This window comes from Mesorhizobium sp. C399B, assembly GCF_030323185.1.
Classification (GTDB): Bacteria; Pseudomonadota; Alphaproteobacteria; order Rhizobiales; family Rhizobiaceae; genus Mesorhizobium.
Genome location: NZ_CP100472.1, coordinates 4,846,340 through 4,871,482 on the forward strand (window position 1 = coordinate 4,846,340; position 25,143 = coordinate 4,871,482).

Annotated in this window: 23 protein-coding genes and 3 pseudogenes; 20 read left to right on the forward strand and 6 right to left on the reverse strand. The window is 62.4% G+C overall.

Annotated features, from left to right (window positions below; translation table 11 throughout):
- The first annotated feature begins 46 nt into the window (after positions 1-46).
- From choX to NLY36_RS23025, 3 genes are read left to right on the forward strand one after another with little or no spacing between them, the layout of a single operon-like run.
- Positions 47-985, forward strand: coding sequence for a choline ABC transporter substrate-binding protein (choX, locus tag NLY36_RS23015; protein WP_023669332.1), 939 nt, complete (start codon positions 47-49; stop codon positions 983-985).
- The gene (locus NLY36_RS23020; RefSeq protein WP_023713756.1) at positions 982-1,815 is read left to right on the forward strand and encodes an alpha/beta fold hydrolase; all 834 of its coding nucleotides are present in this window, start codon (positions 982-984) and stop codon (positions 1,813-1,815) included. The genes choX and NLY36_RS23020 overlap by 4 nt, the downstream gene beginning before the upstream one ends.
- Before the next feature lie 52 nt (positions 1,816-1,867).
- Complete coding sequence (locus NLY36_RS23025) at positions 1,868-2,017, forward strand: hypothetical protein (protein WP_023669333.1); 150 nt, start codon at positions 1,868-1,870, stop codon at positions 2,015-2,017.
- 427 nt (positions 2,018-2,444) lie between these two features.
- Here the strand turns inward: NLY36_RS23025 and NLY36_RS31685 are convergent.
- Positions 2,445-2,630: pseudogene (locus NLY36_RS31685) on the reverse strand ((Fe-S)-binding protein); the annotation flags it as partial.
- Between the two features lie 8 nt (positions 2,631-2,638).
- On the opposite strand from NLY36_RS31685, the pseudogene NLY36_RS23030 reads away from it, so the two are divergent.
- From NLY36_RS23030 to NLY36_RS23085, 12 genes and pseudogenes are all read left to right on the forward strand, one after another.
- Positions 2,639-2,943, forward strand: a pseudogene (locus NLY36_RS23030) (IS30 family transposase); the annotation flags it as partial.
- Positions 2,944-3,194: 251 nt separating this feature from the next.
- Positions 3,195-4,379 (forward strand): ROK family transcriptional regulator, encoded by a 1,185-nt coding sequence (locus NLY36_RS23035; RefSeq protein ID WP_023735740.1) that lies wholly within the window; start codon positions 3,195-3,197, stop codon positions 4,377-4,379.
- Between the two features lie 111 nt (positions 4,380-4,490).
- The gene (locus NLY36_RS23040; RefSeq protein ID WP_023689294.1) at positions 4,491-5,801 is read left to right on the forward strand and encodes an ABC transporter substrate-binding protein; all 1,311 of its coding nucleotides are present in this window, start codon (positions 4,491-4,493) and stop codon (positions 5,799-5,801) included.
- Between the two features lie 170 nt (positions 5,802-5,971).
- A complete protein-coding gene (locus tag NLY36_RS23045; RefSeq protein WP_050587467.1) occupies positions 5,972-6,799 on the forward strand; it encodes a carbohydrate ABC transporter permease in 828 nt (275 codons plus the stop codon).
- Positions 6,799-7,701, forward strand: coding sequence for a carbohydrate ABC transporter permease (locus tag NLY36_RS23050; RefSeq protein WP_023735739.1), 903 nt, complete (start codon positions 6,799-6,801; stop codon positions 7,699-7,701). Before NLY36_RS23045 ends, NLY36_RS23050 begins: the two co-directional genes overlap by 1 nt.
- A gap of 24 nt (positions 7,702-7,725) precedes the next feature.
- Positions 7,726-9,867 carry a beta-galactosidase gene (locus NLY36_RS23055; RefSeq protein ID WP_023735738.1) on the forward strand — a complete coding sequence of 714 codons (2,142 nt, stop codon included), beginning with the start codon at positions 7,726-7,728 and terminating at the stop codon, positions 9,865-9,867.
- Positions 9,868-10,133: 266 nt separating this feature from the next.
- The gene (locus NLY36_RS23060) at positions 10,134-10,841 is read left to right on the forward strand and encodes a GntR family transcriptional regulator (RefSeq protein WP_245260224.1); all 708 of its coding nucleotides are present in this window, start codon (positions 10,134-10,136) and stop codon (positions 10,839-10,841) included.
- Positions 10,842-10,912: 71 nt separating this feature from the next.
- Positions 10,913-11,761: a transporter substrate-binding domain-containing protein gene (locus NLY36_RS23065; RefSeq protein WP_023697271.1), complete on the forward strand. Its 849-nt coding sequence runs from the start codon at positions 10,913-10,915 to the stop codon at positions 11,759-11,761.
- 29 nt (positions 11,762-11,790) lie between these two features.
- Positions 11,791-12,504 (forward strand): ABC transporter permease, encoded by a 714-nt coding sequence (locus NLY36_RS23070; RefSeq protein ID WP_023697270.1) that lies wholly within the window; start codon positions 11,791-11,793, stop codon positions 12,502-12,504.
- Positions 12,504-13,217: an ABC transporter permease gene (locus NLY36_RS23075; RefSeq protein ID WP_027049016.1), complete on the forward strand. Its 714-nt coding sequence runs from the start codon at positions 12,504-12,506 to the stop codon at positions 13,215-13,217. The genes NLY36_RS23070 and NLY36_RS23075 overlap by 1 nt, the downstream gene beginning before the upstream one ends.
- A gap of 43 nt (positions 13,218-13,260) precedes the next feature.
- The gene (gene ggt / locus NLY36_RS23080) at positions 13,261-14,853 is read left to right on the forward strand and encodes a gamma-glutamyltransferase (protein WP_023697268.1); all 1,593 of its coding nucleotides are present in this window, start codon (positions 13,261-13,263) and stop codon (positions 14,851-14,853) included.
- A gap of 113 nt (positions 14,854-14,966) precedes the next feature.
- A complete protein-coding gene (locus NLY36_RS23085) occupies positions 14,967-15,725 on the forward strand; it encodes an SDR family oxidoreductase (protein ID WP_023697267.1) in 759 nt (252 codons plus the stop codon).
- A 483-nt stretch (positions 15,726-16,208) separates the two neighbouring features.
- On the opposite strand, the gene NLY36_RS31835 is transcribed toward NLY36_RS23085, so the two are convergent.
- From NLY36_RS31835 to NLY36_RS23105, 3 genes and pseudogenes are all read right to left on the reverse strand, one after another.
- Positions 16,209-16,559 (reverse strand): hypothetical protein, encoded by a 351-nt coding sequence (locus NLY36_RS31835; RefSeq protein ID WP_444848987.1) that lies wholly within the window; start codon positions 16,557-16,559, stop codon positions 16,209-16,211.
- An 81-nt stretch (positions 16,560-16,640) separates the two neighbouring features.
- A pseudogene (locus tag NLY36_RS23100) lies at positions 16,641-16,754 on the reverse strand (SDR family NAD(P)-dependent oxidoreductase); the annotation flags it as partial.
- A gap of 68 nt (positions 16,755-16,822) precedes the next feature.
- The gene (locus tag NLY36_RS23105; protein ID WP_031201921.1) at positions 16,823-17,140 is read right to left on the reverse strand and encodes a hypothetical protein; all 318 of its coding nucleotides are present in this window, start codon (positions 17,138-17,140) and stop codon (positions 16,823-16,825) included.
- On the opposite strand from NLY36_RS23105, the gene NLY36_RS23110 reads away from it, so the two are divergent.
- Complete coding sequence (locus tag NLY36_RS23110; protein ID WP_023697264.1) at positions 17,139-17,312, forward strand: hypothetical protein; 174 nt, start codon at positions 17,139-17,141, stop codon at positions 17,310-17,312. The two genes, NLY36_RS23105 and NLY36_RS23110, sit on opposite strands and share 2 nt — an antisense overlap.
- A gap of 1,314 nt (positions 17,313-18,626) precedes the next feature.
- Here NLY36_RS23110 and NLY36_RS23115 read toward each other — a convergent pair.
- Positions 18,627-19,433, reverse strand: coding sequence for an IclR family transcriptional regulator (locus NLY36_RS23115; protein WP_023723361.1), 807 nt, complete (start codon positions 19,431-19,433; stop codon positions 18,627-18,629).
- Between the two features lie 229 nt (positions 19,434-19,662).
- Here NLY36_RS23115 and NLY36_RS23120 point away from each other — a divergent pair, with 229 nt between their 5' ends.
- Genes NLY36_RS23120 through NLY36_RS23135 form a run of 4 tightly spaced genes read left to right on the forward strand, consistent with a single transcriptional unit; the run spans position 19,663 to position 24,172 of the window.
- A complete protein-coding gene (locus NLY36_RS23120; protein ID WP_023748647.1) occupies positions 19,663-20,715 on the forward strand; it encodes an ABC transporter substrate-binding protein in 1,053 nt (350 codons plus the stop codon).
- 27 nt (positions 20,716-20,742) lie between these two features.
- Positions 20,743-22,242: a sugar ABC transporter ATP-binding protein gene (locus NLY36_RS23125; protein ID WP_198020836.1), complete on the forward strand. Its 1,500-nt coding sequence runs from the start codon at positions 20,743-20,745 to the stop codon at positions 22,240-22,242.
- Complete coding sequence (locus NLY36_RS23130) at positions 22,239-23,204, forward strand: ABC transporter permease (protein WP_023686801.1); 966 nt, start codon at positions 22,239-22,241, stop codon at positions 23,202-23,204. Before NLY36_RS23125 ends, NLY36_RS23130 begins: the two co-directional genes overlap by 4 nt.
- Positions 23,201-24,172 (forward strand): ABC transporter permease, encoded by a 972-nt coding sequence (locus NLY36_RS23135; RefSeq protein ID WP_023748645.1) that lies wholly within the window; start codon positions 23,201-23,203, stop codon positions 24,170-24,172. Before NLY36_RS23130 ends, NLY36_RS23135 begins: the two co-directional genes overlap by 4 nt.
- Here NLY36_RS23135 and NLY36_RS23140 read toward each other — a convergent pair.
- Positions 24,146-25,087 (reverse strand): amidohydrolase family protein, encoded by a 942-nt coding sequence (locus NLY36_RS23140; protein ID WP_023735735.1) that lies wholly within the window; start codon positions 25,085-25,087, stop codon positions 24,146-24,148. The two genes, NLY36_RS23135 and NLY36_RS23140, sit on opposite strands and share 27 nt — an antisense overlap.
- Between the last annotated feature and the right edge of the window lie 56 nt (positions 25,088-25,143).

A 25,143-nucleotide genomic window follows, 5' to 3' on the forward strand; every position in this document is an offset into this window, starting at 1 on the left:
ACAATAAAGTGACCAATAGGTCAAAGTCGGAAAGAGGAGAACCGGAATGTTGCGCATGCTTGCGAATGGCGTCTGTGTCGCGGCCCTGACGCTGGCTTCCCAGGCGGCCCGGGCCGCAGAGGTCGAAAGCTGCAAAACGGTCCGCATGGCCGAGCCCGGCTGGAACGATCTCGCCTTCACCACCGGCGTGGCCAAGGTATTGCTTCAGGCGCTCGGCTACGAGCCGCAGAGCGAGGTGCTCGGCATCAACGTCATCTACGAGGGGATGAAGAACAAAGACCTCGACCTGTTCCTCGGCTACTGGGATCCGGCCATGGTCACCTATTACGAGCCCTACAAGAAGGACGGCTCCATCGAGAATGTGCGCGTCAATCTGGTCGGCGCCAAATACACCTTTGCCGTGCCGACCTATGTCTGGGACGCCGGCGTCAAGGACCTGTCGGACCTGCACAAATTCGCCGACAAGTTCGGCAAGAAGATGTACGGCATCGAGCCCGGATCCAATCAGCTGATGATGGACGCCATTGCCGATCCCAATTTCGGCCTCGACGGCTGGCAGGTGGTCGAATCGAGCGAGGCCGGCATGCTCTCGGAGGTCGGCTACGAGATCAAGGAGAAGCAGTTCATCGTCTTCCAGGGCTGGGCGCCGCACCCGATGAACACGATGTACGACTTCAAGTACCTGACTGGCGGTGACGAGTTCTTCGGTCCGAATTTCGGCGCCGCCACCGTGACCACGCAGGTTCGCAAGGGTTTTCTGCAGGAATGCCCGAATGTGGCGCAGTTCCTGAAAAACCTCGCCTTCGACATCGACATGGAAAATGTCGGCATGGGCTACCTCATTAACGACGGCATGAAGCCGGAGGACGGGGCTCTGAAGTCGATCGCCCTGCACAAGGATCGGCTCGATGCCTGGCTTGCCGGCGTCGCCACCTTCGATGGCAAACCCGGCCTTGCCGCGGTCAAGGAAAAGCTCGGACTGTGAGGCCGGCTTTGGAGCTGACGGATCAGGAAGCCGAACAGGCGTCTTGGGCCGGACGTAAGCGCATCGTCGATGTCGGCAGTCTCGAGCTTACCTATGTCGAGATCGCCGGTTCGGAGCCGCCGTTGCTCTTGGTTCATGGCTTCACCGACACCAGCCGCAGTTTTTTGCTGCTGGCGCCGCATTTTACCGGGCGCCGGCTTATCATGCCGGACCTGCGTGGCCACGGCGGTTCGCAGGCGGGCGAGGGTTATCGCGCCGCCGATTTTGCCGAGGATATGGCCGGGCTGATCCAACGCCTGCGGCTCGGCCGGCCGATCGTTGTCGGCCATTCGCTGGGCGGCATGGTGTCGATCATGCTGGCCGCGCGTCGTCCGGAGCTGATCGGTGGGCTGGTGATCCTGGCCAGCACGCTGAAGCCCGATTTCGGATCGGATCATCAGCTGATCGACGGCGTCGCAGCCTTGCGCGACCCGATCTCGCCGTCCGATCCGTTCTACGACTGGTGGCATGGCTGTCGACCGGGCGTGCCGCGGGCTTTTCTCGCCGGCCTCGCGGAGGACGCGTCCGCGATCCCGGCTGCGCGCTGGCGCGCCATTCTCGAAGAAGTCCGCCGCACCGATCTGACCGCCGCGGCGCGGGCGGTGCAGGCCCCGACGCTGATCATCGCCGGCGGGCTCGATCCGCTTTTCGGCGCGGCGCACCAGCGCACACTGACCGATGCACTCGTCGGATCGCGTCTGGTGTGGGCGCAGGATTGCGGCCACAACCCGCATTGGGAAGATCCAGCCTTTGTCGCCGAGGCGATAACAGGGATGTTGCCGGCGGGATGATTATCTCAAGAGCGACCGCGCCCTAGGTGCCAGCTTTTTGGGACTGACAATCATGGTCGCGGGCAACCGCCATGCCGGCGAAGCGGCGGGGCGCGGCTTGATGACCGACATGGGCATCGTTCGCGCCACCCGGCACAAACGCCGGCTTGCCGGCCGCGCCCTTGCCCGCCCTGCTCTTCGCGGCATCCGGTTCCTGCACTGAAATCCGGGGCGGAATCGAGGGAGGGAGCGCGACGAGGCGCAGGCAAGATGAAAAAAGCAGAGCTGGAAGAGCTGAAGGACAAGGTGCACTGCGCCGCGGTGCTCGAGCGCGCCGGATTCGCGCTCGACGTCAAGGAGAGCACGCGCGAGCGATGAAATTTCGGCGCGATGCGTTGGTTCGATCCGCTGTCGGACGGGAAGGGGGACGTCTTCCGCCTCATCGAACACCTCGAGGGGTGCATTTCGTACAGGCCATGAAAGACGTCGCCGGGCTCGCCGGATTCGTGTCCACCACGCGTGTGTGGGACCGACAATCTTCCGGCGAGCGAGAGCCTGATCTGTCGATTCCAGAACGATGGCTGGGAGCGGACATGGTGGATGCAGCTCGCCGAAGGTCCAACGATATAATCGTAGCCGGCAAAATTGGCGACGAAGACCGCCTCGGCCCCTGCCGCATCCTTGTGCGCGCCCCTGTTGGCCATCGGCTGACCGCAGCAGGTCTGCTCTTCAGATAGTCCACGTCGAGACTCAGGCGCTCCAGCAATTCGAGCGTCGCAATGCCGTCCTGGATAAAACGCATCGATAAAGCACGGGACAAAGACAGCGCCTTTCATGGCAGCGCTGGGACCGAGGCAAAGAGCTTGCCGAGCACCAGCGATTGACACTGGCCACGGACGTCGAGGTCTACTTCTGCGATCCTAGATCACCCTGGCAGCGCGGCTCGAATGAAACACCAACCGACTGCTGCGCCAATATCTGCCACGTGGCACCGACCTGTATCTGCCACGTGGCACCGACCTGTCCCTGCACAGCCAGGCAAAGCTCAGCGCCATCGCGCGGCAACTCAACGAACGCCCCAGAAAGACCTTGCTCTATCAGACCCTAGCGGAGCGATCAGTTGAACCCGCCGCCAAAAGCGGTCATTGATGTTGGGCGGACGAGCTCTTAACCGATTGAAGCGACCGGCGTCAGTTATTTGCACAAGTAGCGCAGTGACTTCAGAGGGCTTGGGCGCCCGCCACGGAGCGCCGTAATCATCGAACGGGCTACCGCGGTAGCTTTCCCTGCCGAGCGACAACTGACGTTCGGCGTCATCAGAAAAAGGCGGACTCTGGCACGGTTCTGGTCTATGCCGACGCTCGTTGCCGGTCCGCCGGCCTTTTGCAACTGGTCCATGAATGAAGCGCCAGCCCACGACGTCGAGCCTGTTACGCCGACTCAATCGTTCGGCCGTGGTGGATTTGATCCGCACCCAAGGAGTGATTTCGCCATCGAGCCTCGCCGAGCGGCTGAACATCAGCCTGCCGACGGTGATGCGGGTGATCGAGGATCTGATTGCCGAGGATTTGGTTGCGTATGACGGGTTTGACGAGGCCAATGTCCGGGGCCGGCCGCGGGCGCGCATCAAGTTCCGCGGTGCGGCGCATGCGATCATTGGCATCGAGGCCGGCAAGGGCGAGTTCTACGGCGCCGTGGCCAATCTCGAAGGCGTCGTGCAGACAGAAATGCACGAGACCGCCGACGATGATGGCGAGCGCAATTTCGAAAAGCTGGTCGGCCTGATCCGCCGGCTTATGGCGGCCCCCCGCCAGCGCGGCCAGACTATTCGCGGCATCGGCATTGGCGTGCCCTCGATCGTCAGGCAGCCGGAGGGCGAAGTGGTGCTGACGCTCGGGCTCGGCTGGCGCGACATGCCGTTGCGGGCGCGGCTCAGCGAGCATATTCAGATACCTATCGTCGTCGAAAACGGGCGCAACCTCGCCGCCGTGGGCGAATGGGGATTCGGGGCCGGGCGTGGCGCCGACAGCGTCGTGAGCCTTTCGATCGGGCCCGGCGCGGGCGCGGGCGTCGTGATCGACGGCAAGCTCTATGGCGGGCATTCGCATGCGGCGGGCGAGCTCGGCTGGTATCTCGACGACCCCCTCCTTACCGGGCGGCCGTTCGAATATCTGGGCGACAAGCAATCGCTGCGCTTTTTCGGCATCCCCGAACAGGCGACCAAGATGCTCGAAGAGGCCAACACCCAGTATGCGGCGGGAAAGCTCACCCTGGCCGCTGTCACCGACCGGCAGGCGGACAAAATCGCGCCGGTTGTCACCGAGTTGCTGGACTATGCGACGATGGCGGTGGGCAGTGTTGCTGCCTTCATGAACCCCGAAATCATCGTACTGGCGGGCCGGGTCGTCGGCGGTGGTGATCTGGTGCTCGATGTGCTGCGACATCGCCTCAAGGGCAATGTGTACGACCCGCCGCGCCTCATGATAGGCGCGCTGGGGCACCGCGACATAGTGCTTGGAGCGGTGCGCCTTGTGCTCGATTCGACGACGCTCAACCCTGCTGACAGCCTGGTGATGGCCGATTAAAGATCAATCGATCGCGATTGACAGCGACTGTATGTCGGCATTAAGTTTCTGACTGAAAGAAAAACCGCGTCCTGCGTCGTGTGGGAGCGTATCTTTCGTGGGAGGACTTCAATGACGAAGATTTTCAATCCGCTTGGGCGGATGATGCAGCGTCGTGACTTCTTGAAAGTTGCAGGTGCGAGCGTTGCGGTAGCGGGTCTGCCTGCGGCAGTTCGCGGTGCCGAGCCCGTCAAGGTGCTTGTGTGGTCGTGGGTGCCGAATCTCCAGCTTGAGGTAGACATGTTCAACGCCGCGCATCCGGGCATCCAGATCGAACTCGTGAATCCCGGCCAGGGGGACCCGTTGTATAACGCGCTCCGCGCGGGCCTGCAGGCAGGCAGCGGCCTGCCGGACGTCGCCCAGATCGAATACCAGCACCTTGAGAGCTTCCGCCAGGTCGACGCCCTCGCAGACATCGGCCAGTACGCCAATGCCCATCAGGGCGAGTTCCCCGAAGGCCTATGGGCGCAGGTCGCCATGGGCGATGTGGTCAACGCCACGCCGCAGGATTACGGTCCGATGGCGATGCTCTATCGCAAGGACATCTTCGACAAGCATGGGATCACGCCGCCCACCACCTGGGCCGGGTTTGCCGATGCGGGCAAGAAGATCCATGCGGCCGATCCGAATGTGTTCATGACCGACGCGCCGTTCGGAGCCAACGCCGACTGGGTCTTGGGTCTGTTGTGGCCGATGGGCTGGAAGCCGGTCAGCCGCGATGGCGACAAGCTCGTGATCAGGATCAACGACAAGATTGCTAAGGACTTCGCCGCCTATTGGCAGGACCTTATCACCGCGGGTGTTATCGAGACCAAGCCGGGCTTCAACAATGAGTGGTACAGCGGCCTCGACTCGGGTCGCTATGCCACCTGGCTCGCTGCGGGCTGGGGTCCGCTGTTCCTGACCTCGGTCGCCAAGACCAGCGTGGGCAAGTGGCGTGCCGCCGATCTGCCGCAGTGGGACGCGAGCAAGTTCGTGACTGGCGCTTGGGGTGGCTCAGCGCTGGCCGTGATGAAAGCGACCCAGCATCTGCCCGAGGCCGCCGAAGTCGCGATCTGGCTGAATACGAATCCCGAAGCCACAAAGCTCTACACCACCAAGCAAAACTTCTTCCCCTGCACCAACGCGCTGCTGTCGAGCCCGGAATGGGCGAGCGCCAAGCCGGAATTCTTCGGCGGCCAGGAGGTGAACAAAGTGTTTGCCAAATCAGCGAGTGCCGTGGCGCCGTTTGAGTGGAGCCCGTTCCAGGGCTTCCTCTACCAGTCGATGTCCGATGAATTCGGCGCTTCGATCAGCGGCAACGGCACGCTGTCGGATGCGTTCGACCGTGTCCAGGATGCCGTGGTCACCTACGCGAAGGACCAAGGCTTCACCGTGGCCTAACTCCTCCCGGGCACCGGCCGGGCGCGCCTTGATCGGCGCGCCCGATCTCTTTATCTTGCAGGATGGGGACCAGGGCATTGTCGAACTCGCCAGCCGCAGCGACGCGCCCAGCGCGATCGGGCGGTTTTACGTCACGAAAGCTGGCGCCCTATCTGTTCCTGGCGCCTTTCATGCTGCTGTTTATCGCCTTCATCGTCGCGCCGCTGATCTATGCGTTCTACATGAGCCTCTACCGCGACACGCTGGTGGGCGGACGGCAGTTCGCGGGTGCAGCCAGCTACATCAAGGTCGCGGACGACGCCAAATTCTGGGGCGGCGTGTGGAACCTCGTTTTGTTCGGCATCGTGCAGGTGCCGATCATGCTGGCCCTGGCGTTGTTGTTCGCCATCGTGCTCGATCGTGGCCAGGTCTATGCCAAGGGCGTCTTCCGGCTCGGCTTCTTCCTCCCCTACGCTGTGCCGAGCGTGATCGCGACGATCATCTGGGGTTATCTCTACGGCCCCACCTTCGGCCCGTTCACGCAGATTGCCAAGGCGTTCAACCTGCCGCCGCCGGACTTCCTATCGCCGGGCGCGATGATCTTCTCATTGGCCAATATCGTGACGTGGGAATATGTCGGCTACAATATGGTGATCTACTACGCCGCGCTGAAGGCGATCCCGTCGGACCTCGCCGAGGCCGCGCGGATGGACGGCGCCTCGCCCTGGCAATTTGCCCGGCTGATCCAGCTGCCGCTGCTGTGGCCGGCGATCCTGCTCACCATCATCTTTTCGATCAACGGCACACTGCAGCTGTTCAATGAGCCGTATTTGATGCGCGCGCTCGCCAGTAACACCATCAATTCGAGCTACACGCCGAACCTCTATGCCTATTCTCTGGCGACTAAGAACCAGCAGTATGGCTATGCGGCCGCCGTTTCGTTCGTGCTTGGCATCGTGATCGCCGGTGCCTCCTACATCTTCACCCTGATCGCCAACCGCCGTCGGTCGGAGCAATGATGACTGCGACCACCGACATCGCCACTTTCGAGGCTGCCAAGCGCCGGCCCGGCGAAAGGCGGCGCTCGCGGATCATGCTCACGCTGCTGCTGTCACTGTTCCTCCTCTACAGCTTCATGCCGCTGGCCTATCTGGTCCTGTCGGCAACGAAGACGAATGGCGACCTGTTCACCACGTTCGGCTTCGGCTTCGGCACGGAGTTCAACCTCTGGCGGAATCTGAGCGATCTTCTGGCGCGCGACAACGGCGTCTTCATGCGCTGGATGTTCAACAGCGTGCTCTATTCGAGCGTCGCCGGGCTCGGTGCCGCGATCTTGGCTACCGCGGCAGGCTATGCGTTAGCCAAATTCAAATTCGTCGGCCGCAATCTGCTGTTTGCGCTGGTCTTGGGCGCTGTGATGATCCCGCAGACGGCCCTCGTCGTGCCGACCTTCCTGCTGCTGGCGCTTTCGGGACTTAGCGACAATCCGCTGGGCGTGATCCTGCCCTCGATGATCTCGCCGATCGGCGTCTATCTGATGCGCGTCTATATCGAGCAGGGCGTCGACGACGAACTGCTCGACGCAGCGCGTCTCGATGGCGCCGGCGAGTTCGTGATCTTCCGCGCCATCGTGCTGCGGCTGGTGGCACCGGGCATGGTGACCGTGGCGCTGCTCTCATTCGTCGGGACCTGGAACAATTACTTCCTGCCGCTCATCGTGCTGCGCACGCCGGAATATCAGCCGATCACGGTGGGCCTTGCGACCTGGTATCAGCTCGCGCAGCAGGGCGGTGGCGGAGGACAGGTGCTGTTCTCGATCATCATAACCGGCGCTCTGGTCAGCATCATCCCGGTCATCGTGGTATTCCTGCTGCTGCAGCGGTTCTGGCAGGGCGGCCTCACCGCCGGCGCCATCAAGTAGACTATCGCCTGGAGTTTTCCGACTATGACGACTGCCTCGAAATCCGCGCCGCTCTCTGTCTGGCGGCCGATCGCGACCGACACTTTCCTCGTCGGTACCCCGCATTACCCGGAGCATGTCGATGAGAGCTATTGGCAGCGCGACGCCGACCGCATGGCAGCCGCGGGCTTCAACGCGGTGCGACTTGCGGAATTCGCCTGGCATATTATCGAGCCGCGTGAGGGGACGTTCGACTTCGTTTTGTTCGACCGCGCCATAGATGTGCTGGGCAAGGCTGGCATCAAGACCATCATGTGCACGCCGACGGCGACGCCGCCGCGCTGGCTGACGGCGCGTTATCCCGAAGTGTTGCGCGTCGATGCCAATGGCCGCGCCATGAGCCATGGCTCGCGCCAGCACAGCAATCTTGCGAGCGGAGTGTTCCGCGAGCATTCGAAGCGCATCACCAAAGCGATGGCCCAGCATTATCGCGGCAATTCGCACATCATCGGCTGGCAGACGGACAATGAGCTCAATACCTCTGGATCGCTGTCCTACGGTCAGGTGACGCTGGCCGAGTTCCAGGCCTTCCTCAAGGACAAGTACGAGACCATCGCCGCGCTCAACGATGCGTGGGGCGGGCATTTCTGGGCCACCGCCTACGACGATTTCGATCAAGTGGTGCTGCCCCTCGACTACGCGCCTGCCCCGGTCGGGCCGACCCATGTGGTCGACTATCACCGCTTCCTCGCCTTCGTCACGGCGCGGTTCCAGCACGATCAGGTGCTGATCCTGCGCGAGACCAATCCAGACTGGTTCGTCTTCCACAATCTGGGGCGGATCGACGACATCGACTTCCGCGGCGAGTTCTCGACCGATCTCGATTTTCTCGGCTTCGACATCTACCCGCATCTCGATGACGAGATGCAGCGGGTCGGCAGCGTCGGCGAGGTACAGGCGCTGCGTCTCGACATCTGCCGCGGCTTCACAGGCAACTTCATCGTGCCTGAGCAGCAATCGGGTTTCGGTGCGCAGCCGAACTTCTCGACGCTGACGCCCGAACCCGGCGAGATGCGCCGCATGGCCTATACGTCAGTAGCGCGCGGCGCCGATGGCGTGATGTTCTTCCGCTGGCGGCCGGCGCATTTCGGCGCCGAGATCTATTGGATGGGCATCATCGATCACGACGACATCCCGCGGCGGCGCTATGACGAGGCCAAGCAGTTTGCGGGCGAGGTCACGGCGCTCAAGGACAAGATCCTCGGCACGCATGTGCGCATGGATTTGGGCATCGCCGGATCAGATTTCGACAATCAAGAGATGCACCGCTCCTGCCCCATCGGCATGCCGAGCCCGCAGGACGATGCGACGCTGCTGCACCGCTATTGCTACCGCCACAACTTCGCCTGCGGCTTCATCCATCCCGAGGATGATCTCAGCAAGCTCAAGGCGCTCTACGTGCCGCATTGGCTGAAATGGACCGATGCGTGGACGGCGCGGATCGAGGCCTTCGCCAAGGCGGGTGGAACGGTAATCCTGGGCGGCCGCACCGGATCACGCGACGTTAACAACCACGTCATCCGCGACACCTCGCCGGGCAAGACGCTCTCGGCGCTGGCCGGGATCACGGTCGAGGAGTTCGGGTTGCTGACGCCGATCGGCGGCGAGGGCCTGTTCGAGCATGGCGGCCGCTTCGGCGCCAATACGGTGCGCAAGAAGCTGCCAGCGACGTCGGCGAGCCGCCAATACGAGCTCAAGATCGGGAATGCGCAGGTGACGGCGGCGCATCTTTATGAGCTGCTTAACGTCGCGCCCGGCACGGAGGTTATCGGCAGCTGGGCCAGCCGCTTCGCCGAGGGCCAGGCCGCGATAACTTCGCGCAAAGTCGGCAAGGGCAAGGTGATCTACCTCGGCACGTACCTCAGCGACGCTCTGGTCGAGGTGCTGGCCGATCAAGTGCTGGCGCCCGCCGGTATCGTGCCGCTCATCGCAGACATGCCGGCCGGCGTCGAAGCGGCCATCCGCGAGAGCAAGGACCGCCGCCTGCTGTTCATCCTCAACACGCTGGGCGAGCCGGCAAGCATCGGCAATGTCCCCGCGGGCAAGGATTTGCTCGGCGATGGCAAAGTACGCGGCGGTAGGCTGTCGCTCCCGGCCTATGGCTGCAGCATCATCGAACTCGACTAGGGATATTGGCGCGAGGCCTTGGGAAACGCTCCAGGCATCTTTGTGTTGCCACGTGCCACGACTTTCAGCGCGACCGTCACGAACACGCTTTTCGTACGTCCCTTGATCCTTTCGATGAGAAGCCGTGCCGCGTTTGCGCCAAGTTCGGGCGCGCGATACGAGGCGGTATCAGGGGACCGCGCCGGCCTCTAAGGGCTCTTGACGATTTGCCTTGACTGCGCGACAGAACTCTATTGTATTTGTGGATACAAAAATCCAATTTTGCGTTGATCAGAAAATTCAGCAAAAAAGATCCCCAGATGAGCCATTCGGCAATTCCCTACGCCCAGACGCCGGCCACTGCGGAGCAGGAAGCTTTTCTGCATCTGCAATCTGCAATACGCCTCGGGCGTTACCGTGCAGGCGACCGGCTCATCCCGGAAGAGATCGCGGCCGAGATCGGCATGAGCCGGATGCCTGTGCGGGAGGCCTTCCAGCGGCTGGCAGTCGACGGGCTGGTGGTGATCCGCCCCAATCGTGGCTGTATCGTCGCTGGTCTGACGCTGAACGAGATCTACGAGACGTTCGAGATCCGCTCGGTGCTTGAGGGGCTTGCCGTTCGCCTGGCAATGCCTCGGATGAACGCCGAAACCATTGCCGAACTTGAGCGCCTTTTGGCCCGTATGGAGCGCAGTGGCGCTGCCGGCGGCGCCGATTGGGTGACACGGCACCAGGAATTTCACGGCTACATTTGCAATCTAAGCGGCCGCCCGAAGCTTATTCGGCAAATCGCATCCCTGCATGTGACCATCGAACCCTATCTGCGCATCTGGTTCGACTATGTCGAAAAACCGCTCAGCGCCGCGGAGGAGCATTTGGCCGTGATCGATTCGCTACGCGGCGGCGATGCCGGAGCCGCTGAAGCGGTCATGCGCAGCCACATTCTCGACACGGCGCCGCTGCTGGCAGAGTTCGCGAGCCCGAGCCGACGTTGAGGTAGTCGGCTAAGGGATATTCGAGTTCTACAAAGTGCCCTCGCAGGGCCGTAAAAAAGGGGAACAGAACCATGAAACTATTACCCATTGCATGTCTTGCGGCCGGATTGAGCTTAGCTGCCGCGCTGTCGGCTTCAGCCGAGGATACGCCAAAGAAGATCACGATAGCGACGGAGGGCGCCTATGCGCCCTGGAACTTTACCACCGCTGATGGAAAGCCCGATGGCATGGAGGTCGAGCTCGCGCGCAATCTCTGTGAGCGTATGAAAATTGACTGCACCATCATTACGCAGGACTGGGATGGGCTCATCCCGGCGCTGACAGTTGGCAAGTTCGACGTCATCATGGCGAGCATGTTTATCACCGACAAACGACTTGAAGTTATAGACTTCACTCAACCCTACGCCATCGATCCTTCCGGATTCGCCGTGGCGAAGGACAGTCCGCTCGCTGCGTTGGCCGGTTCGACCGAGAAGATAAAACTGGAAGACGAGGCCCCTGCCAAGGCGGCGATCGACAAGATCAAGCCGCTGATCGCCGGCAAGATCGTCGGCGTCCAGGCTGCGACGGCGAACTTGGAGTTCCTGAAAAAGTATTTCGACGGCGCCGTCGAAATCCGCGAGTACAAAACCACGGAACAGCACGACCTCGATCTCGCGGCCGGCCGTGTGGATGCCCTGTTTGCACAGCAGACCGCTTTGGCGGCAACCTTGGCCAAGCCGGAATTCTCAGGCTACACGGTCGCTGGTCCCGGCTTTCTCGGCGGGGTTTTCGGACGGGGCACTGGGGCAGGGCTGCGCAAGCAGGATACCGTGCTCAAGGCGATGTTCAACAAGGCGATCGATGAAGCCATTGCCGACGGCACCATCAAAAAGCTTTCGCTGAAATGGCTGAAGGCCGACGTCACGCCGCCCAAGTGAGAAGCCCTTCCCGGAGCGCGAACTAGCCGATGCTGGATAGCGTTCGTCTGCTAGGGTTTGGCGACGGCGGCTGGGCGGTGGCGCTGCTCAGCGCTGCGTTCGTAACGCTTCTGCTTTCGGTCGCCGGATTTATGGTCGGCTCGGTGATCGGCGCCTTGGCAGCTGCGGCCCGGGTCAGCGGGTCGCGCTCCCTCCGCCTGCTCGCCGATGCCTATTCCACGGTATTCAGGGGCGTTCCCGACCTATTGACCATCTATCTCCTGTATTTCGGCGGTAGCATGGCGCTGACTGCGGTCGGCCATTGGCTTGGCGCCCAAGGATTCCTTGGATTGCCGGCTTTCGCCACAGGCACCACGGCAATCGGCATAATTTCGGGTGCCTATCAGGCGGAGGTGTTTCGCGGTGCCTACATCGCCATCGACCGCGGCCAGATCGAAGCAGCGCGCGCCTATGGCATGCCGCCTGCGCTCATGTTGCGCCGGGTGATCGCACCCCAGCTTATGCGCTACGCCATCCCGGGCCTAGGGAATGTGTGGCAACTGGTGCTCAAGGATTCAGCGCTGATTTCGGTAATCGGGCTTGTCGAACTGATGCGTCAGGCACAGATCGGGGCCGGATCGACTCGCGAGCCGTTTCTCTTCTACACAGCTGCCGCCGCGCTTTACCTGGCCATCGCCTCAGCGACAGGGTTGCTGTTCAAGCGCGCTGAGCGCCGCGCGCTTCGGGGCATTCGGAGAGTGTGATGGATTTCGCCTTTTTCGCCGAAATACTACCGAAGCTGCTTGCCGGCCTGCCGCTGACGCTTGAGCTGGCCGGCACGTCCATCCTGCTCGGCGCCATCCTCGCCTTGGCTTTGGCGCTCGCCCAGCGCCTCCGCCAGCCCTTGATTGACTGGCCAATCAAGGGCTTCGTCGCGGTGTTTCGCGGCACGCCCCTGTTGGTCCAGATATTCCTGATTTACTACGGCCTTGGCCAGTTTCGGCCGACATTGCAGGAACTTGGTTTGTGGGGCCTTTTCCGCGACCCTTATTGGTGTGCCATCCTCGCGCTAACCCTCAACACCGCAGCCTATGGCAGTGAAATCCTCCGCGGCGCCATGCAGTCGGTCCCGTCCGGCCAGATTGAGGCGGCGCAGGCCTTTGGCATGACGCGACTGATGACCTTGCGCCGCATCGTCCTGCCGATCGCACTGCGCCAGGCTTTGCCAAGCTACGGCAACGAAATCATTTTGATGGTCAAGGGAACCTCACTTGCATCCATCGTTACGCTGATGGAAATCACCGGCATCGCCCAGGGCATCATCTCGCAAACCTACCGGGCCATGGAAGTTTTCGTCTGCGCCGGCGCTATCTACCTGATCCTCAATTTCATCATCACCCGGACGCTGGGCCGGCTCGAATACAATCTGTCACGGCATCTGCGCCCTGCATCGGGCCTTTCGACCGGTCCAACGTGATGGCTGGCGCTCACAGCATTCGTTTTAGGGAGTTTTTTTGCATATGAGGGATTTCGAGAAGCCAAACCGGTCGGTCGTGGTCGCACAGCATGGCATGGCCGCGACGTCCCATCCGTCGGCCACACTTGCGGCCATCCGGATCCTGGAGGCGGGCGGCAACGCACTCGACGCGGCCATCGCCGCCAGCGCCGTCCAGTGCGTGGTCGAACCGGGATCGACCGGCATCGGCGGAGATTGTTTCGTACTGATGTCGAAGGAAGGCTCCAGCGAGATCATCGCCTACAACGGATCCGGCCGTGCCCCTGCGGCTGCAACAGCCGATTGGTATGCATCTCAGGGCATCACGGACATCGAGCGTCACTCACCGCATGCGGTGACGGTTCCCGGTGCGGTCGACGCCTGGACCCAGCTCAACGCCGATCATGGAAAACTGCCGCTGGGCAAGCTTTTCGCTCCTGCGATCGAGTTCGCCGAAAGCGGCTACGCCATCTCCCCACGCGTGCATTTCGACTGGGAACAGGAGGCGGCGCTGCTTTCCGCCGATCCTGGCGCAAAACGCATCTTTCTCCCTGGGGGGCGGGCGCCGAGGATCGGCGAGGTGCACCGGCAACCAGAACTCGCCGCAACATTCCGCAAGATAGCTACGGATGGACGCAACGCCTTCTACATGGGGGAGGTTGCCGAGGACATGGTTTCGCGCCTGCGAAGCCTCGGCGGTTTGCACACACTGGATGATTTCATGGGGGCCAGGGGCGAATATGTGACGCCGATAAAGACAGGTTTCCGCGGCCACGACGTCTACGAATGTCCGCCAAATGGCCAAGGCGTCATAGCGCTCATGATCCTCAATATCCTGTCGCGCTTCGAGGCCAAGGGTGACCCTCAATCCGCCGACCGGCTGCACATCGAGATCGAGGCGACGCGACTTGCTTATGCGGCGCGCGATGCTTTGCTCGCCGACCCGGCGAAGGTGGCGGTGCCGGTCGAGCAACTGCTTTCAAGCGCGACGGCGGATCGTCTGGCGGGGATGATTGATCTTGGCCGCGCGCGCGCGGATCTTCCTTCATTCGATATGCCGGTGCATCGCGACACGGTCTATATTTCCGTCGTCGACAAGGATCGCAACGCCGTCAGTTTCATCAACTCGATCTATTATGGTTTTGGCTCCGGCATCGTCGCGGCGCGCTCGGGCGTGATACTCAACAATCGCGGTATAAGTTTTTCGCTGGATCCCAACCACCCAAACGTTATCGAACCAGGCAAGCGCCCGCTGAACACGATCATTCCGGGCATGCTGGTGAAGGATGGGCGCGTTGTTATGCCTTTCGGTGTGATGGGTGGAGCGTATCAGGCCATGGGTCACGCGCACTTCCTGTCAAAAGTTCTTGATTTTGGCCTCGACCTTCAGCAAGCCATTGATCTGCCCCGCGTCTTTCCAATTCCTGGCACGATGGACGTGGAGGTCGAGAGCACGCTTCCAGTCGCGGTTCAGGAGGAACTGGCCGGTCGCGGATTCCGCATCGTCCCGGCGGGAGAGCCGATCGGGGGCGCCCAAGCGATCATGATCGACTGGATGAATGGAACGCTGCAGGGCGGTTCAGACCCACGCAAGGACGGCTGCGCAATCGGCATTTAGAACGCTACACAGGTGTTGGACGAGGAACAAAGGTCGAGGCCACTGTCCGGCCATCTCGCATACTTGGGCCTATGGGCTCATCCTCGTAGCAACCAGCGGAGTCTGATTTGACCATGCCTTCTTCTATCATCAAGCGAGCACTGATCACCGGGGCGGGTGCTGCCGACGGCATCGGCTTTGCCATAGCGCGGCAGCTCGGTCTTGCCGGTCATGCCGTTTTCCTGAACGGTGCCAGCGCGCGTGTACTCGATCGCGCCGCCGAACTTTGCGCCGAGGGCATCAATGCCAAAGCTGCGGTCGCCGATCTCACCATCGCGGCCGAAGTCGCGCGGCTGCGGGCTGATGTCGGCGCTGTCGACATCCTGGTCAACAATGCCGGCATGGGTTCGCTGGCATCGCCCTCGTCCGATAAGGCGTTTCTTGCCATGACCGAGGCAGACTGGGACCAAGGGATCGACGTCAGCCTGAAGACCGTATTCCTGGTCACCCGCGCGTTTTTGCCGGCGATGGTAGAGGCAGGCTATGGGCGCATCGTCAATGTGGCGTCGGTTACCGGGCCGCTGGTGTCTTTCGAAGGCACAGCAGCCTATTCCGCCGCCAAGGCCGGCATGGTCGGCCTGACGCGCACGCTGGCGCTCGAAGTGGCAAAAAGCGGCATCACGGCCAATGCCGTGGCCCCCGGCTGGATCGAAACGGGCTCGTCTAGCGCAATGGAGCGGCAAGCTGCCCTGCACACGCCACCGGCGCGGGCCGGGCGACCGGACGAGGTTGCCGCAGCGGTGGTGTTCCTGGCATCGGAAGGCGCGAGTTACGTCAACGGCGCCCTGTTGGTGGTCGACGGCGGCAACAGTCTTCAGGAGCGCAAGGGCTGACTCCGAAACGAGGTCGTTCACGATCAGGTCGCGGGTTATGGAAAGCGTTGGAAATAGCATCGCCAACGCATTCGCCGAGGCTGAAGTGTGTGTGCGTGGGGGTGCGCATGGTCGCGACGACCTCCCAACCCCGAGCAAGGAAGAGTTCTGCCGTGGCGAGACCGAAACCCGACGAAGCACCGGTGATAAGAATTTCGGCATCAATGTATCTCTGTCGTTGGTACGACGAGATATGGACAAAAACGCCGGACTTCAGCCCGGTGCGCACCCCGCTTGGAATTTTGAGTGTTCCCGGACTGAAGTTTTTGGACAGGGTGGGTTGCCGAGCAACTCCCCATTGCGGCGCGAGACGATCCGATCGTCGCCAGCGACTTGGCAGATCAATTGATGAAAGCGGCCGAGAAGCGGCATCGTAGCGCCGGCTTCAACCGCGTGTGGTTATGTACCATGAAGTAGCAGAAAATGTGTTACGCGTTACGATACCTATTGTGATACAAATTGCCCACCGGGTTTGTCGATACGGGTTTGTCCTTGGCCATTTTCAACTCTCGCCTTTTCAGCATGCAGACGGCCGGACAACAAAGTCGGGCCATTGGACAGAACGGTCTGCCGTGCGGGCGCATCACGACTTTGATGCAGCCGTCCTCCTTGTCGCGGAAGGTTTTGTAAAGTGCGGGCCCGGCCTTGAGGCCAGCCCGATGGGTGATCACGAATGACGGGTCGATATCGCCGTTCCGAACTTTCTGCAGCGATGTCGCGTTCATCCTGGGTCGTCGGATCGGCCACCTGTTCGCAACGTATGTCGCCTTTGCCGTGCCATGTGAGGGCCTTCATGTGCTGTTCCTTGACGACAAGCTCTGCGAGCCCGAACTTGGCTTGATGTGAAATGTTCCCGCTTCGAACGAGCATCCGGCCTCAACCCTTGGCGGCCGAGCCGGGTTCGGCCATGCCGCAATGCTGCTCGGCCAGGGTGCCGGCCGGCGTGCCATGCGCCGCTGCAACCTGCAGCTTGTTTTTCCAGCCGCTGATCGCCTGCTGCCACGACCGCATCCCTGATCGCTTCGCAGGGCAGAGGTTTGGCGCAAGCGCAGGATCTGCTATCGCGCCAGAATCGCGGCGACAACGAACACGACGGCGGCAACGACGACAAGCGCGACAATGGCCAGCACCGGGCCGTTTTTACTCGGGGCCGGGGCGTGCTCGTCGTCCGGCCGCCGCATCGCATTGGCGAAGCTTGCTTGATTAGCGAAAGCCGGCGTGCCCGTCGCTGCGGGAACCGGCACGGCGCAGGTGTCTGCTGCTTCGGCATCGGTTTCCATAGGCGCCGCCGCCGGGTCGAATCCCGGCGTCTTGTCCTCTGTCACCCCAGACTGGATATCGCCTCTGTCTTCGGCCGGGTTGCGTTCGACGTCCATGATGATGCTCCTGTCGCTGGCCGGGCTTTCCCAACCGCGACCGGATCAGGATGTTCCATCGGGCGGAATCGCCGACAACGAGGAGCAAATTCAGATAGCCTTCAAACAGATGTCCCTGGTGGCAACGCGGGCCTTGCAACCGGTCAGCACCGGATTGGTGGTCTCGTTGTAGTCGGCCATGGTCGGCAACGCGGCAGATTCGGCAAAGTTCCAGTCTGGCTCGCAATGCCCGCTTACGCACACCGCCGCTCGTTGACCTTGAGCTGGCTCGTTCCAGCCACTCCAACCCAAATTGCCAGTCCGGCTCCCGGCGGCGCGCTGTTTGGATTCCGTGGGAACATCAACAGCGCCAGCGAGTTCGGTATGTGCAGCGAGTTCCCTGTTCGCCGCATGGCCAACATCCGGAGCTCTTGACTGCCCGCGTCTTCGCTCCTGGAGCGCGGGCCACTCCTCTTAGCCCAAGGTTGCGATCATGAGCAGAAACATTCCGGAAAAGCGGGCCAGGCAGGGTGGCTTGGGGCGACCGGTCCTTGGCGTGCTCTTGGCAGGCCTTGTCTTGGCGCTCGTTGCCTGGGGGATCGCTGAAATCTATGGCGAGCAGGCTAAGACACCGGCGACACAGCAAAACAGCCGGGTTCCATCGCCAGATACTTACAGCCCAAATCCTGGCCAAACGGACCCTGCAAACTCCAAGGCCGATGATGTGAATGGCGAACCGGTGGACCGAAATCCCAAGCTCGACAAGGATCCCACGCCGCGATCAAGCACTGGCGGGGATCAGCCAGGAACGCCGCCAGCTCAACCTGCTTCGCCATAGCGTTCGCACTAGTTGATAAACACAATTCAAACAGATGCGGAAATGTGGAGCGGCGATTTCAGCCAATTTCAAGAGCCGGGTCTGTCAATAATCGCCGGCGCTCTCTGATAGCTGGGGAGCCACAAAACCTCCGCTGATTCTTACCGCTTGCTGGATGGCACTGGCGGCTCCAGACCGACTGCGCGCTGTGTCACGCCGGCAGACCTTTGCACCTCTGGGCGCTTTTGAACTTGCAAGTCGATGGAATCGGGCAAGCTGGGTGTAGATGATGCAGTCGTCATCCTATCGAGGTCCGGCAGCAACACCATCTTTGCGTAGCGTGGAGGAACCAGATGGCCTCCGAAAACAGCGAATATCCCGCACACGAATAAAGCGAGAAGCAGGGCCGTAAGCACATCTGTGAAAATCTCGACAAATCTCATGTGCTCGCTCCGCGCGTAAGGATCCCGCCGCGCTCTCGACAGTAAGAGCGGCGGGATCCTCAACCGGCGATGAAGGGACTTTGATCGACGGTCTTCTCCTAATGTGGCTTCCGGTTGCGTGTTCCCTGGTTCGGACCTTATCCACCGACTATGGGACTAAGGTCCGGAACCTAAATGGAACCAATGGGGAAGAGCGGAATCCATGTGCCTTTAAGAGGCTTCAACCTGAGGGCACGACGGCTGATCGTCAGCCTCCCGCCAGAGACAGTCCACGGGCGCGCTCGCGCAGCAACGCAAGCAGTTCGTCGCGCCGTGGCTCCGGCGTGTCGACGGGTAACACCAAACACAAGGTCCTTTTGATGGCGCCGTGGCCGTCACGGATGGGGGCCGCCATGCACCAGGTGAAACGGTCGGCCAAGGCTGTGGTCTCGCTGAAACCCTGCCGGTGGGCCAGGGCAACATCGGCAAAGAATTCGGCTGGTGCAATGATGCGGCCGTCGGGAAGCCTGTAGTCGCCAGATGGGATGAAATCCCTCAACTCTTGCTCGTTCATATGGCCGAGGAGCAGCCGTCCGGATGCCGTCCATGGGATCGGCACCTCAACCCCAACATCGCTTGAGATCCGGAACGGGCCTGGGGAATCTCTGCAGTCAAGAACGACGTATTTGTTGCCACGCAGGCCGCATAGCTGGACCGTCTCGCCTGTCTCGGCGGCCAACTTATCCAAGGTCTCGATGATGCGACGGTAATGGGCATTGTGATGTGAGTAGGCCCAGCCGAACAGATGCATGGCGCGTCCGAAATAGACGTAACCTTCACCGCCGACGTTTTCGAGCATTTCGGCGTCGAGCAGGCTGTTGACGATCTCGTAGGTGGTCGAACGCGGCGCGCCGATCATTTTGGCGATGTCGCCGACGCGCATTGGCGCGCGGTGCCGCAGCAACGCCTCGAGCAGCATGATGACGCGGTCAATGCCGCGTCGTCGTTCGCCGTTGCGCGGCTCCGCGCCGGCTTCCTTCCCGATCGCATCGTTAGTGCCGTCGCTCATGACCATCCGCCAAAATCATTTCGGTTCTCGTCTCAAGGCGCTTGAAAGATGTCAAGGCTCGGTCTAGCATCCAATTTGTCCGATATACAGACACATTGTCTGAAATACCAGACAAACTAACGAGCCGGACGCAGACAAATCCCGAGAGGACACACGGTTTCCAAGACCCGGCGACCGACGGGTTTCCTCGCCCTTGTTCTGCACGTCGAGGCCACAACCTCTGAAGGGAACAGTCATGATGAAATCACCGTTTTTCGCATCCGCCAGCGCGCTTTGCCTCGGTCTCGTGCTGAGCTTTGGCGTCGCCTCGCAGGCCAATGCTGCCGCCAACTGCATCAAGGGCGACCGCAAGGCGCCGTACACGATCGGCTGGGCCAACATCTATTCCGTGCCGACCTGGATGAAGCAGACCCAAGGCACGATCGAAGCCGAAGTCGAGACCCTGAAGAAGCAGGGACTGGTCGACAAGCTCGTCGTCACCGACGCTCAGGGCGATGCCAACGTCCAGATCCAGCAGATTCAGTCGATGATCGATTCCGATGTCGACGCCATCATCCTGATCGCCGGTTCGTCGACCGCACCGGCACGCGTTCTGGCCGACGCCTGCGCCAAGGGCATCGCCATCATCAACTTCGACAGCCTCGTCGACACCGACAAGGTCACCGCCAAGGTCAACACCGATTCTTCGCAATGGGGCGACCAGGCCGCCAAGTTCCTGATCGACGCCATCGGCGGCAAGGGCAAGATCCTGATCCTCAATGGCCCCGCCGGGGTTTCGGTCAGCGATGACAGGCGCAAAGGCGCCGACGCTGAGCTCAAGGCCCATCCCGACGTGACGGTGCTTGCCGAGACCAACACGCCCTACAACGTCGCGCCGGCACAGGAAGCCGTCACCAGCCTGCTCTTCGCCAACCCCGAGATCGACGGCATCCTGTCGCTCGGCGGCGCTCTGTCGGCAGGCGCCGTGCTGGCCCTCGACAAGCAGGGCCGTGAACAGGTGCCGATCACCGGTGAGAACGCCCGGCAGTTTTTGGAACTCTGGAAAGAAAAGGGCTTGAAGAGCTGGGCGACGATGCAGCCGAACTGGCTCGGCGCCTTCGCCACCTACACCGCCGTTCAGGCGCTGGAAGGCAAGGATGTGCCGGCTTTCGTCAAGATTCCGCTGCCGGTGATCGACAATTCCAACATCGACGAATACCTCGCCCGGGCCAAGGACTTCCCGGCTGACGGCTACATCTTTTCTCCTTACGATGAGGAGCTGTTCAAGAAGCTGCTGGCTCAGAAATAAGCCTGAAGGGTTGTAGCGTTGACAACCATGGCTCCGCTGCTCGCGGCGCGCGGGGTGTCGAAGTCTTTCTTCGGCAACCCCGTCCTGCGCGACGTTTCAATCGCTCTCCAGCCGGGCCGCGTGCATGCGCTGCTCGGCGAGAACGGCGCCGGAAAGTCGACCTTGATCAACCTTTTGTCCGGCGCCTTGAGACCGGATGGCGGGACGATCGAGGTCGATGGACGCGCGGTCTCACGCATGACGCCAGCTGTTGCGCGGCAGGCCGGCATCGCCGTCGTCCAGCAGGAACTCAGCCTGACGGCCAGTCTTTCCATCGCCGAAAATGTTGGTCTCGGCGCCTATCCCAAACGGTTCGGCCTGATCGACTACCGCGAACTCGCTGCGCGGGCGAGGGCCGCATGCGAACTTGTCGGGCTGCACGAGCCGCTGTCGACGCCGGTCGGGAATCTGTCGCTCGGCCGCCGCCAAATGGTGGAGATCGCCAAGGCGCTCTACCGCCGGCCGCGCGTGCTCATTCTCGACGAACCGACATCGTCGCTATCGGCAACCGAAACCAAAATCCTCACCGATCTGCTGCAGCGGTTGCGCGGCGAAGGCATCGCCATTCTCTACATCTCGCACCGACTGAACGAAGTCATGGCGCTGTGCCAGCACGTCACCGTGCTGAAGGACGGCACCTGCACGGCCGACCGCACCCTGGAAGGCACCGACGCCGCCGGGTTGGTTCGGCTGATGGTCGGCCGCGATCCCGGTGATCTTTTTCCGCAATGGCAGCCTTCCAGTTTGCCTGCCGACGCTATCTCCGTCCGAAATCTTTCGGGCGGCCTGATGCGCGACGTCGATCTGGATATCAAAACGGGCGAAGTGCTTGGCATTGGCGGCCTGGTCGGGCAAGGGCAGGAAGATCTGCTGCTCGGTCTCTACGGCGCCATTCCGGCACGGACGGCGTCGGCGACCGTCAACGGCGCCTCCGGCCTGCCCGGCGGCGTGCCGAAAGCCAACGCGCTGGGGCTGGCCTATGTGCCCGCGGATCGCAAGCGCGAGGGCCTGCACCTGATCCATCCCATCATCACCAACATGATGCTGCCCGCCTTTGCCAGGCTGCCGGCGCTGAAGCTGCGCAGCCGCCGCGCAGAGCGCGAGACGGCCAAAAGCCTTGCCGCCCAACTCGGCATCAAGGGTCACCTCGGCCGGGCGGCGCAGGCTCTATCGGGCGGCAACCAGCAGAAGGTGGCGCTGGCGAAATGGATGCCGCACGACCCGTTGGTGCTTCTGCTCAACGATCCGACGCGCGGCGTCGACGTCGAAACCAAGCGTGAGATCTACATGATGCTTCGCAATTTCGCCGCCGCCGGCAAGGCGGTCGTGCTGCTCAGTTCCGACACGCCCGAACTCGTGCACCTTTGCGACCGTGTAGCCATCGTCCGCGAAGGCCGCATCGTCGCCATGCTGGCGCGTGGAGCGCTGAGCGAGGAAGCCATCGTCTCCGCGGCGATGGGCGCCGAACAGCGGAAGGTTGCGGCATGAACACATCTTCCTCCGCCCGGCAGACCGGCGCGCTCTACTGGCCGGTGCAACTGCGTCGCAATGTCGGCGTGCGCAGCCTGTTTGCCGTCGTCCTAGTGTTTCTCATCGCCTATGGCGTCCTCTTTCCGGGTCTGTTCACGGCGTCCGGCTTCGCCAAATTCACGCAGAGCTGGTTTCCATTGGCTCTGGTCGCGATGGCGCAGGCGATCCTGATGCTCACCGGCGGCATCAGCCTGGCCATCGGCGCGACGGTCAGCTTGGGCGCGGTCATCGCCGCGACGACGATGGCCGGGCCGCTGGGCGTCGCCGGGGGCACTGCCGCGGTGGCGCTGACGGGCCTCGGCATCGGGGCGGCGACCGGCTTCATCGTGGTACGGCTTCGGCTGCCGGCCATCGTGGTGACGCTTGCCGGGTCGTTCATCATCGGCGGCGCCGCACTGCTGATCCTGCCGCGGCCCGGCGGCGCAATCCCGGCGTGGCTGTCCGACCTGCTTGCCGGCAACACACCGGCGGCATTCGTGCTGCTGGTGCTCATCGTTCTCCTGTGGAAGCTCTATCTCGCCACGCCGCTTGGCTTGAGCCTCTATGCCGCCGGCGAGAATCCGGTCGGCGCCTATCGCTCCGGCGTGCCGGTCGACGGCGCGCGCATTGCGGCCTATGCGATCAGCGGTCTGCTCTCCACCGGCGCCGGCTTGTTCGTCGCCGCACAGACCGGTTCGGGCGACCCGGTCATCGGCGCCGCCTTTACCCTGAACTCGATTGCCGCTGCGGTGCTCGGCGGCATCGGCTTCCTCGGCGGCCAGGGCACGATGCGCGGCGCGCTTGCCGGCAGCCTGCTGCTCAGCCTGATGATCAGCGTCATGTTCTTCCTCGGCTTCACGCCGGTCGCACAATATGTGGCCCAGGGCCTGATCATCATCGGCGCGGTCGCCATCCCGCAATTCCGCAAGGCACAGCAATGACAGCATGGAATGACAGCGCGGGCGGCAAACGCGCCCTGACGGTCCTGCGCAGCCGGCCGTTTCTCACCGTTGCCATCGTTGCCGCGGTCTGGATCGTGGCGAGCTTCGTTTCGCGCGGCTTCGGCGCTTATGGCCATCTGCGCTATCTGGTGGAGCTCGGCGCCGTCATCGGCCTGGTTGCCGCGGGCCAGACTTTTGTGGTGATCGCCGGCGGCATCGACCTTTCCGTCGCGGCCATCGTCACGGTCAGCGCCGTCAGCCTGCCGCTGCTGTCGTGGCAGGTGGATCCGACCGGCATCACCGCCATTCTTGCCGTTCTGGTGCTGACTACGGCAATCGGCCTGGTCAACGGGCTCGGCGTCGCTTTGCTGCGCGTCCACCCGATGATCATGACATTGGCCATGGCGACATTCTTGCAGGGTCTGTTGATCATCATCGCCGGCGGCAGCGCCGTGACCGCCGAGAACCCGCTGGTCCACTGGCTCGGCAATGGCCGGCCGGCCGGCATTCCCGCTGGCGTATTGTTGTGGGTGGTCGTCTCGGTGATCGTGCTGACCACGATGCATGCGACATCGCTCGGCGCCCGGATTTTTGCCATGGGCGCCAACCCGCTTGCCGCGGCGCTGTCCGGTGTTCCGGTCACGTCCACGACGCTTGCGGTCTACGGCATCAGCGGCTTCTGCTCGGGACTTGCCGGCGTGCTCGTGTTGGGCATGAACGGACAGGGCTATGTCGGCATCGGCGATCCCTATCTGCTCGCCTCGATTGCCGCCGTGGTCCTCGGTGGCACCTCGATCCTCGGCGGGCTTGGCACCTATGCCGGCACCATCCCCGGCGCCATCCTGCTGGTCACCATCACCGCGCTGATCACCGTCGTCAACGCATCGCCCGGCTGGCGCAGCATCCTGTTCGGCTCGCTGATCCTCGGCCTGCTGCTGCTCTCAGGCCGGGAGCAGGCGCGCCGATGACACATCGTCGAGCCGATAGATGCGCCTTGCGTTGCCGAAGAACAGCGCCGTCTGCTCGTCGGCGGAAAAGTCCGCTGTGATGGTTTTGAAGCCGTCATATATGTCATCGAACGAGGCATGCAGGCCGGCGACCGGAAAGTCGCTGCCGAACATGGCGCGACCGGTGCCGAAACAATCGATGCAATGCAGGACGACGGGCTTCAGGCTGTCGAGCGTCCAGTCATGATCGTAGGCGACCAGATCCGATATTTTGATGGCGACGTTGTCGCATTGCGACAGAAGCCGCAGCCCGTCGCGCCACACCTGCATGCCATCGGCGTCGCGGTCGATCGGGCTACCGCAATGGTTGAGCACGAATTGCTGATCGGGGAAGGCCCTGGCAAGCAGCCCCGCGTCGGCGAGCTGGCGCGGAAACACCATCATGTCGAAGGCCAGCCGATGCTGGCCAAGCAAGGCAAGCCCGGCGCGCCAGGCCGGATCGTCCATGATGCCGTCACGGGCCGCAAAACGGCGGGCAGGGTCGGGATCCCAGCTCAATATGTCGCGCACGCCGGCGACACGCTCGAACGCGGCTTGCGCTTCGATCAGCGCCGGCGCCTGGCGATCGGCGAGCGGCACGTGAACGACATAGCGGGCGGCGACGCCGCGCGATTTGTCGAGTGTTTCAAGCCAGCGCGTTTCTCCGATGCAGTCGCCACTCGCCCAGCCGGCTTCGACATGGACGGTGGCGATGACATTATGCCCTATGGCATCGCGCGCATAATCCCCGGGCAGATAGTTCCGCCGCAAGGGGCCAAGCTCGCCGAGGCCGCCGCGCTCGCTGGCCGTGGCGGCGAGCCAGGGATGCCGTCCCAGTCTGAGATCCCAAAGATGATGATGGGCGTCGATGATCGGTCCGGCGTAAGGTTCTGGCACGTATCTCTCTCAGGCTGTGACCGGCGATCGATCCTGGCTTCGTTCTGCGACGGTAA

Excerpts from the sequence above, each read along its gene's own strand:
- choX (WP_023669332.1), top strand. The coding sequence starts at position 47 with ATGTTGCGCATGCTTGCGAATGGCGTCTGTGTCGCGGCCCTGACGCTG.
- NLY36_RS23025 (WP_023669333.1), top strand. The coding sequence starts at position 1,868 with ATGGTCGCGGGCAACCGCCATGCCGGCGAAGCGGCGGGGCGCGGCTTG.
- NLY36_RS23035 (WP_023735740.1), top strand. The coding sequence starts at position 3,195 with ATGAAGCGCCAGCCCACGACGTCGAGCCTGTTACGCCGACTCAATCGT.
- NLY36_RS23040 (WP_023689294.1), top strand. The coding sequence starts at position 4,491 with ATGACGAAGATTTTCAATCCGCTTGGGCGGATGATGCAGCGTCGTGAC.
- NLY36_RS23045 (WP_050587467.1), top strand. The coding sequence starts at position 5,972 with ATGCTGCTGTTTATCGCCTTCATCGTCGCGCCGCTGATCTATGCGTTC.
- NLY36_RS23050 (WP_023735739.1), top strand. The coding sequence starts at position 6,799 with ATGACTGCGACCACCGACATCGCCACTTTCGAGGCTGCCAAGCGCCGG.
- NLY36_RS23055 (WP_023735738.1), top strand. The coding sequence starts at position 7,726 with ATGACGACTGCCTCGAAATCCGCGCCGCTCTCTGTCTGGCGGCCGATC.
- NLY36_RS23065 (WP_023697271.1), top strand. The coding sequence starts at position 10,913 with ATGAAACTATTACCCATTGCATGTCTTGCGGCCGGATTGAGCTTAGCT.
- NLY36_RS23070 (WP_023697270.1), top strand. The coding sequence starts at position 11,791 with ATGCTGGATAGCGTTCGTCTGCTAGGGTTTGGCGACGGCGGCTGGGCG.
- NLY36_RS23075 (WP_027049016.1), top strand. The coding sequence starts at position 12,504 with ATGGATTTCGCCTTTTTCGCCGAAATACTACCGAAGCTGCTTGCCGGC.
- ggt (WP_023697268.1), top strand. The coding sequence starts at position 13,261 with ATGAGGGATTTCGAGAAGCCAAACCGGTCGGTCGTGGTCGCACAGCAT.
- NLY36_RS23085 (WP_023697267.1), top strand. The coding sequence starts at position 14,967 with ATGCCTTCTTCTATCATCAAGCGAGCACTGATCACCGGGGCGGGTGCT.
- NLY36_RS31835 (WP_444848987.1), bottom strand. The coding sequence starts at position 16,559 with ATGAAGGCCCTCACATGGCACGGCAAAGGCGACATACGTTGCGAACAG.
- NLY36_RS23110 (WP_023697264.1), top strand. The coding sequence starts at position 17,139 with ATGATGATGCTCCTGTCGCTGGCCGGGCTTTCCCAACCGCGACCGGAT.
- NLY36_RS23105 (WP_031201921.1), bottom strand. The coding sequence starts at position 17,140 with ATGGACGTCGAACGCAACCCGGCCGAAGACAGAGGCGATATCCAGTCT.
- NLY36_RS23115 (WP_023723361.1), bottom strand. The coding sequence starts at position 19,433 with ATGGTCATGAGCGACGGCACTAACGATGCGATCGGGAAGGAAGCCGGC.
- NLY36_RS23120 (WP_023748647.1), top strand. The coding sequence starts at position 19,663 with ATGATGAAATCACCGTTTTTCGCATCCGCCAGCGCGCTTTGCCTCGGT.
- NLY36_RS23125 (WP_198020836.1), top strand. The coding sequence starts at position 20,743 with ATGGCTCCGCTGCTCGCGGCGCGCGGGGTGTCGAAGTCTTTCTTCGGC.
- NLY36_RS23130 (WP_023686801.1), top strand. The coding sequence starts at position 22,239 with ATGAACACATCTTCCTCCGCCCGGCAGACCGGCGCGCTCTACTGGCCG.
- NLY36_RS23135 (WP_023748645.1), top strand. The coding sequence starts at position 23,201 with ATGACAGCATGGAATGACAGCGCGGGCGGCAAACGCGCCCTGACGGTC.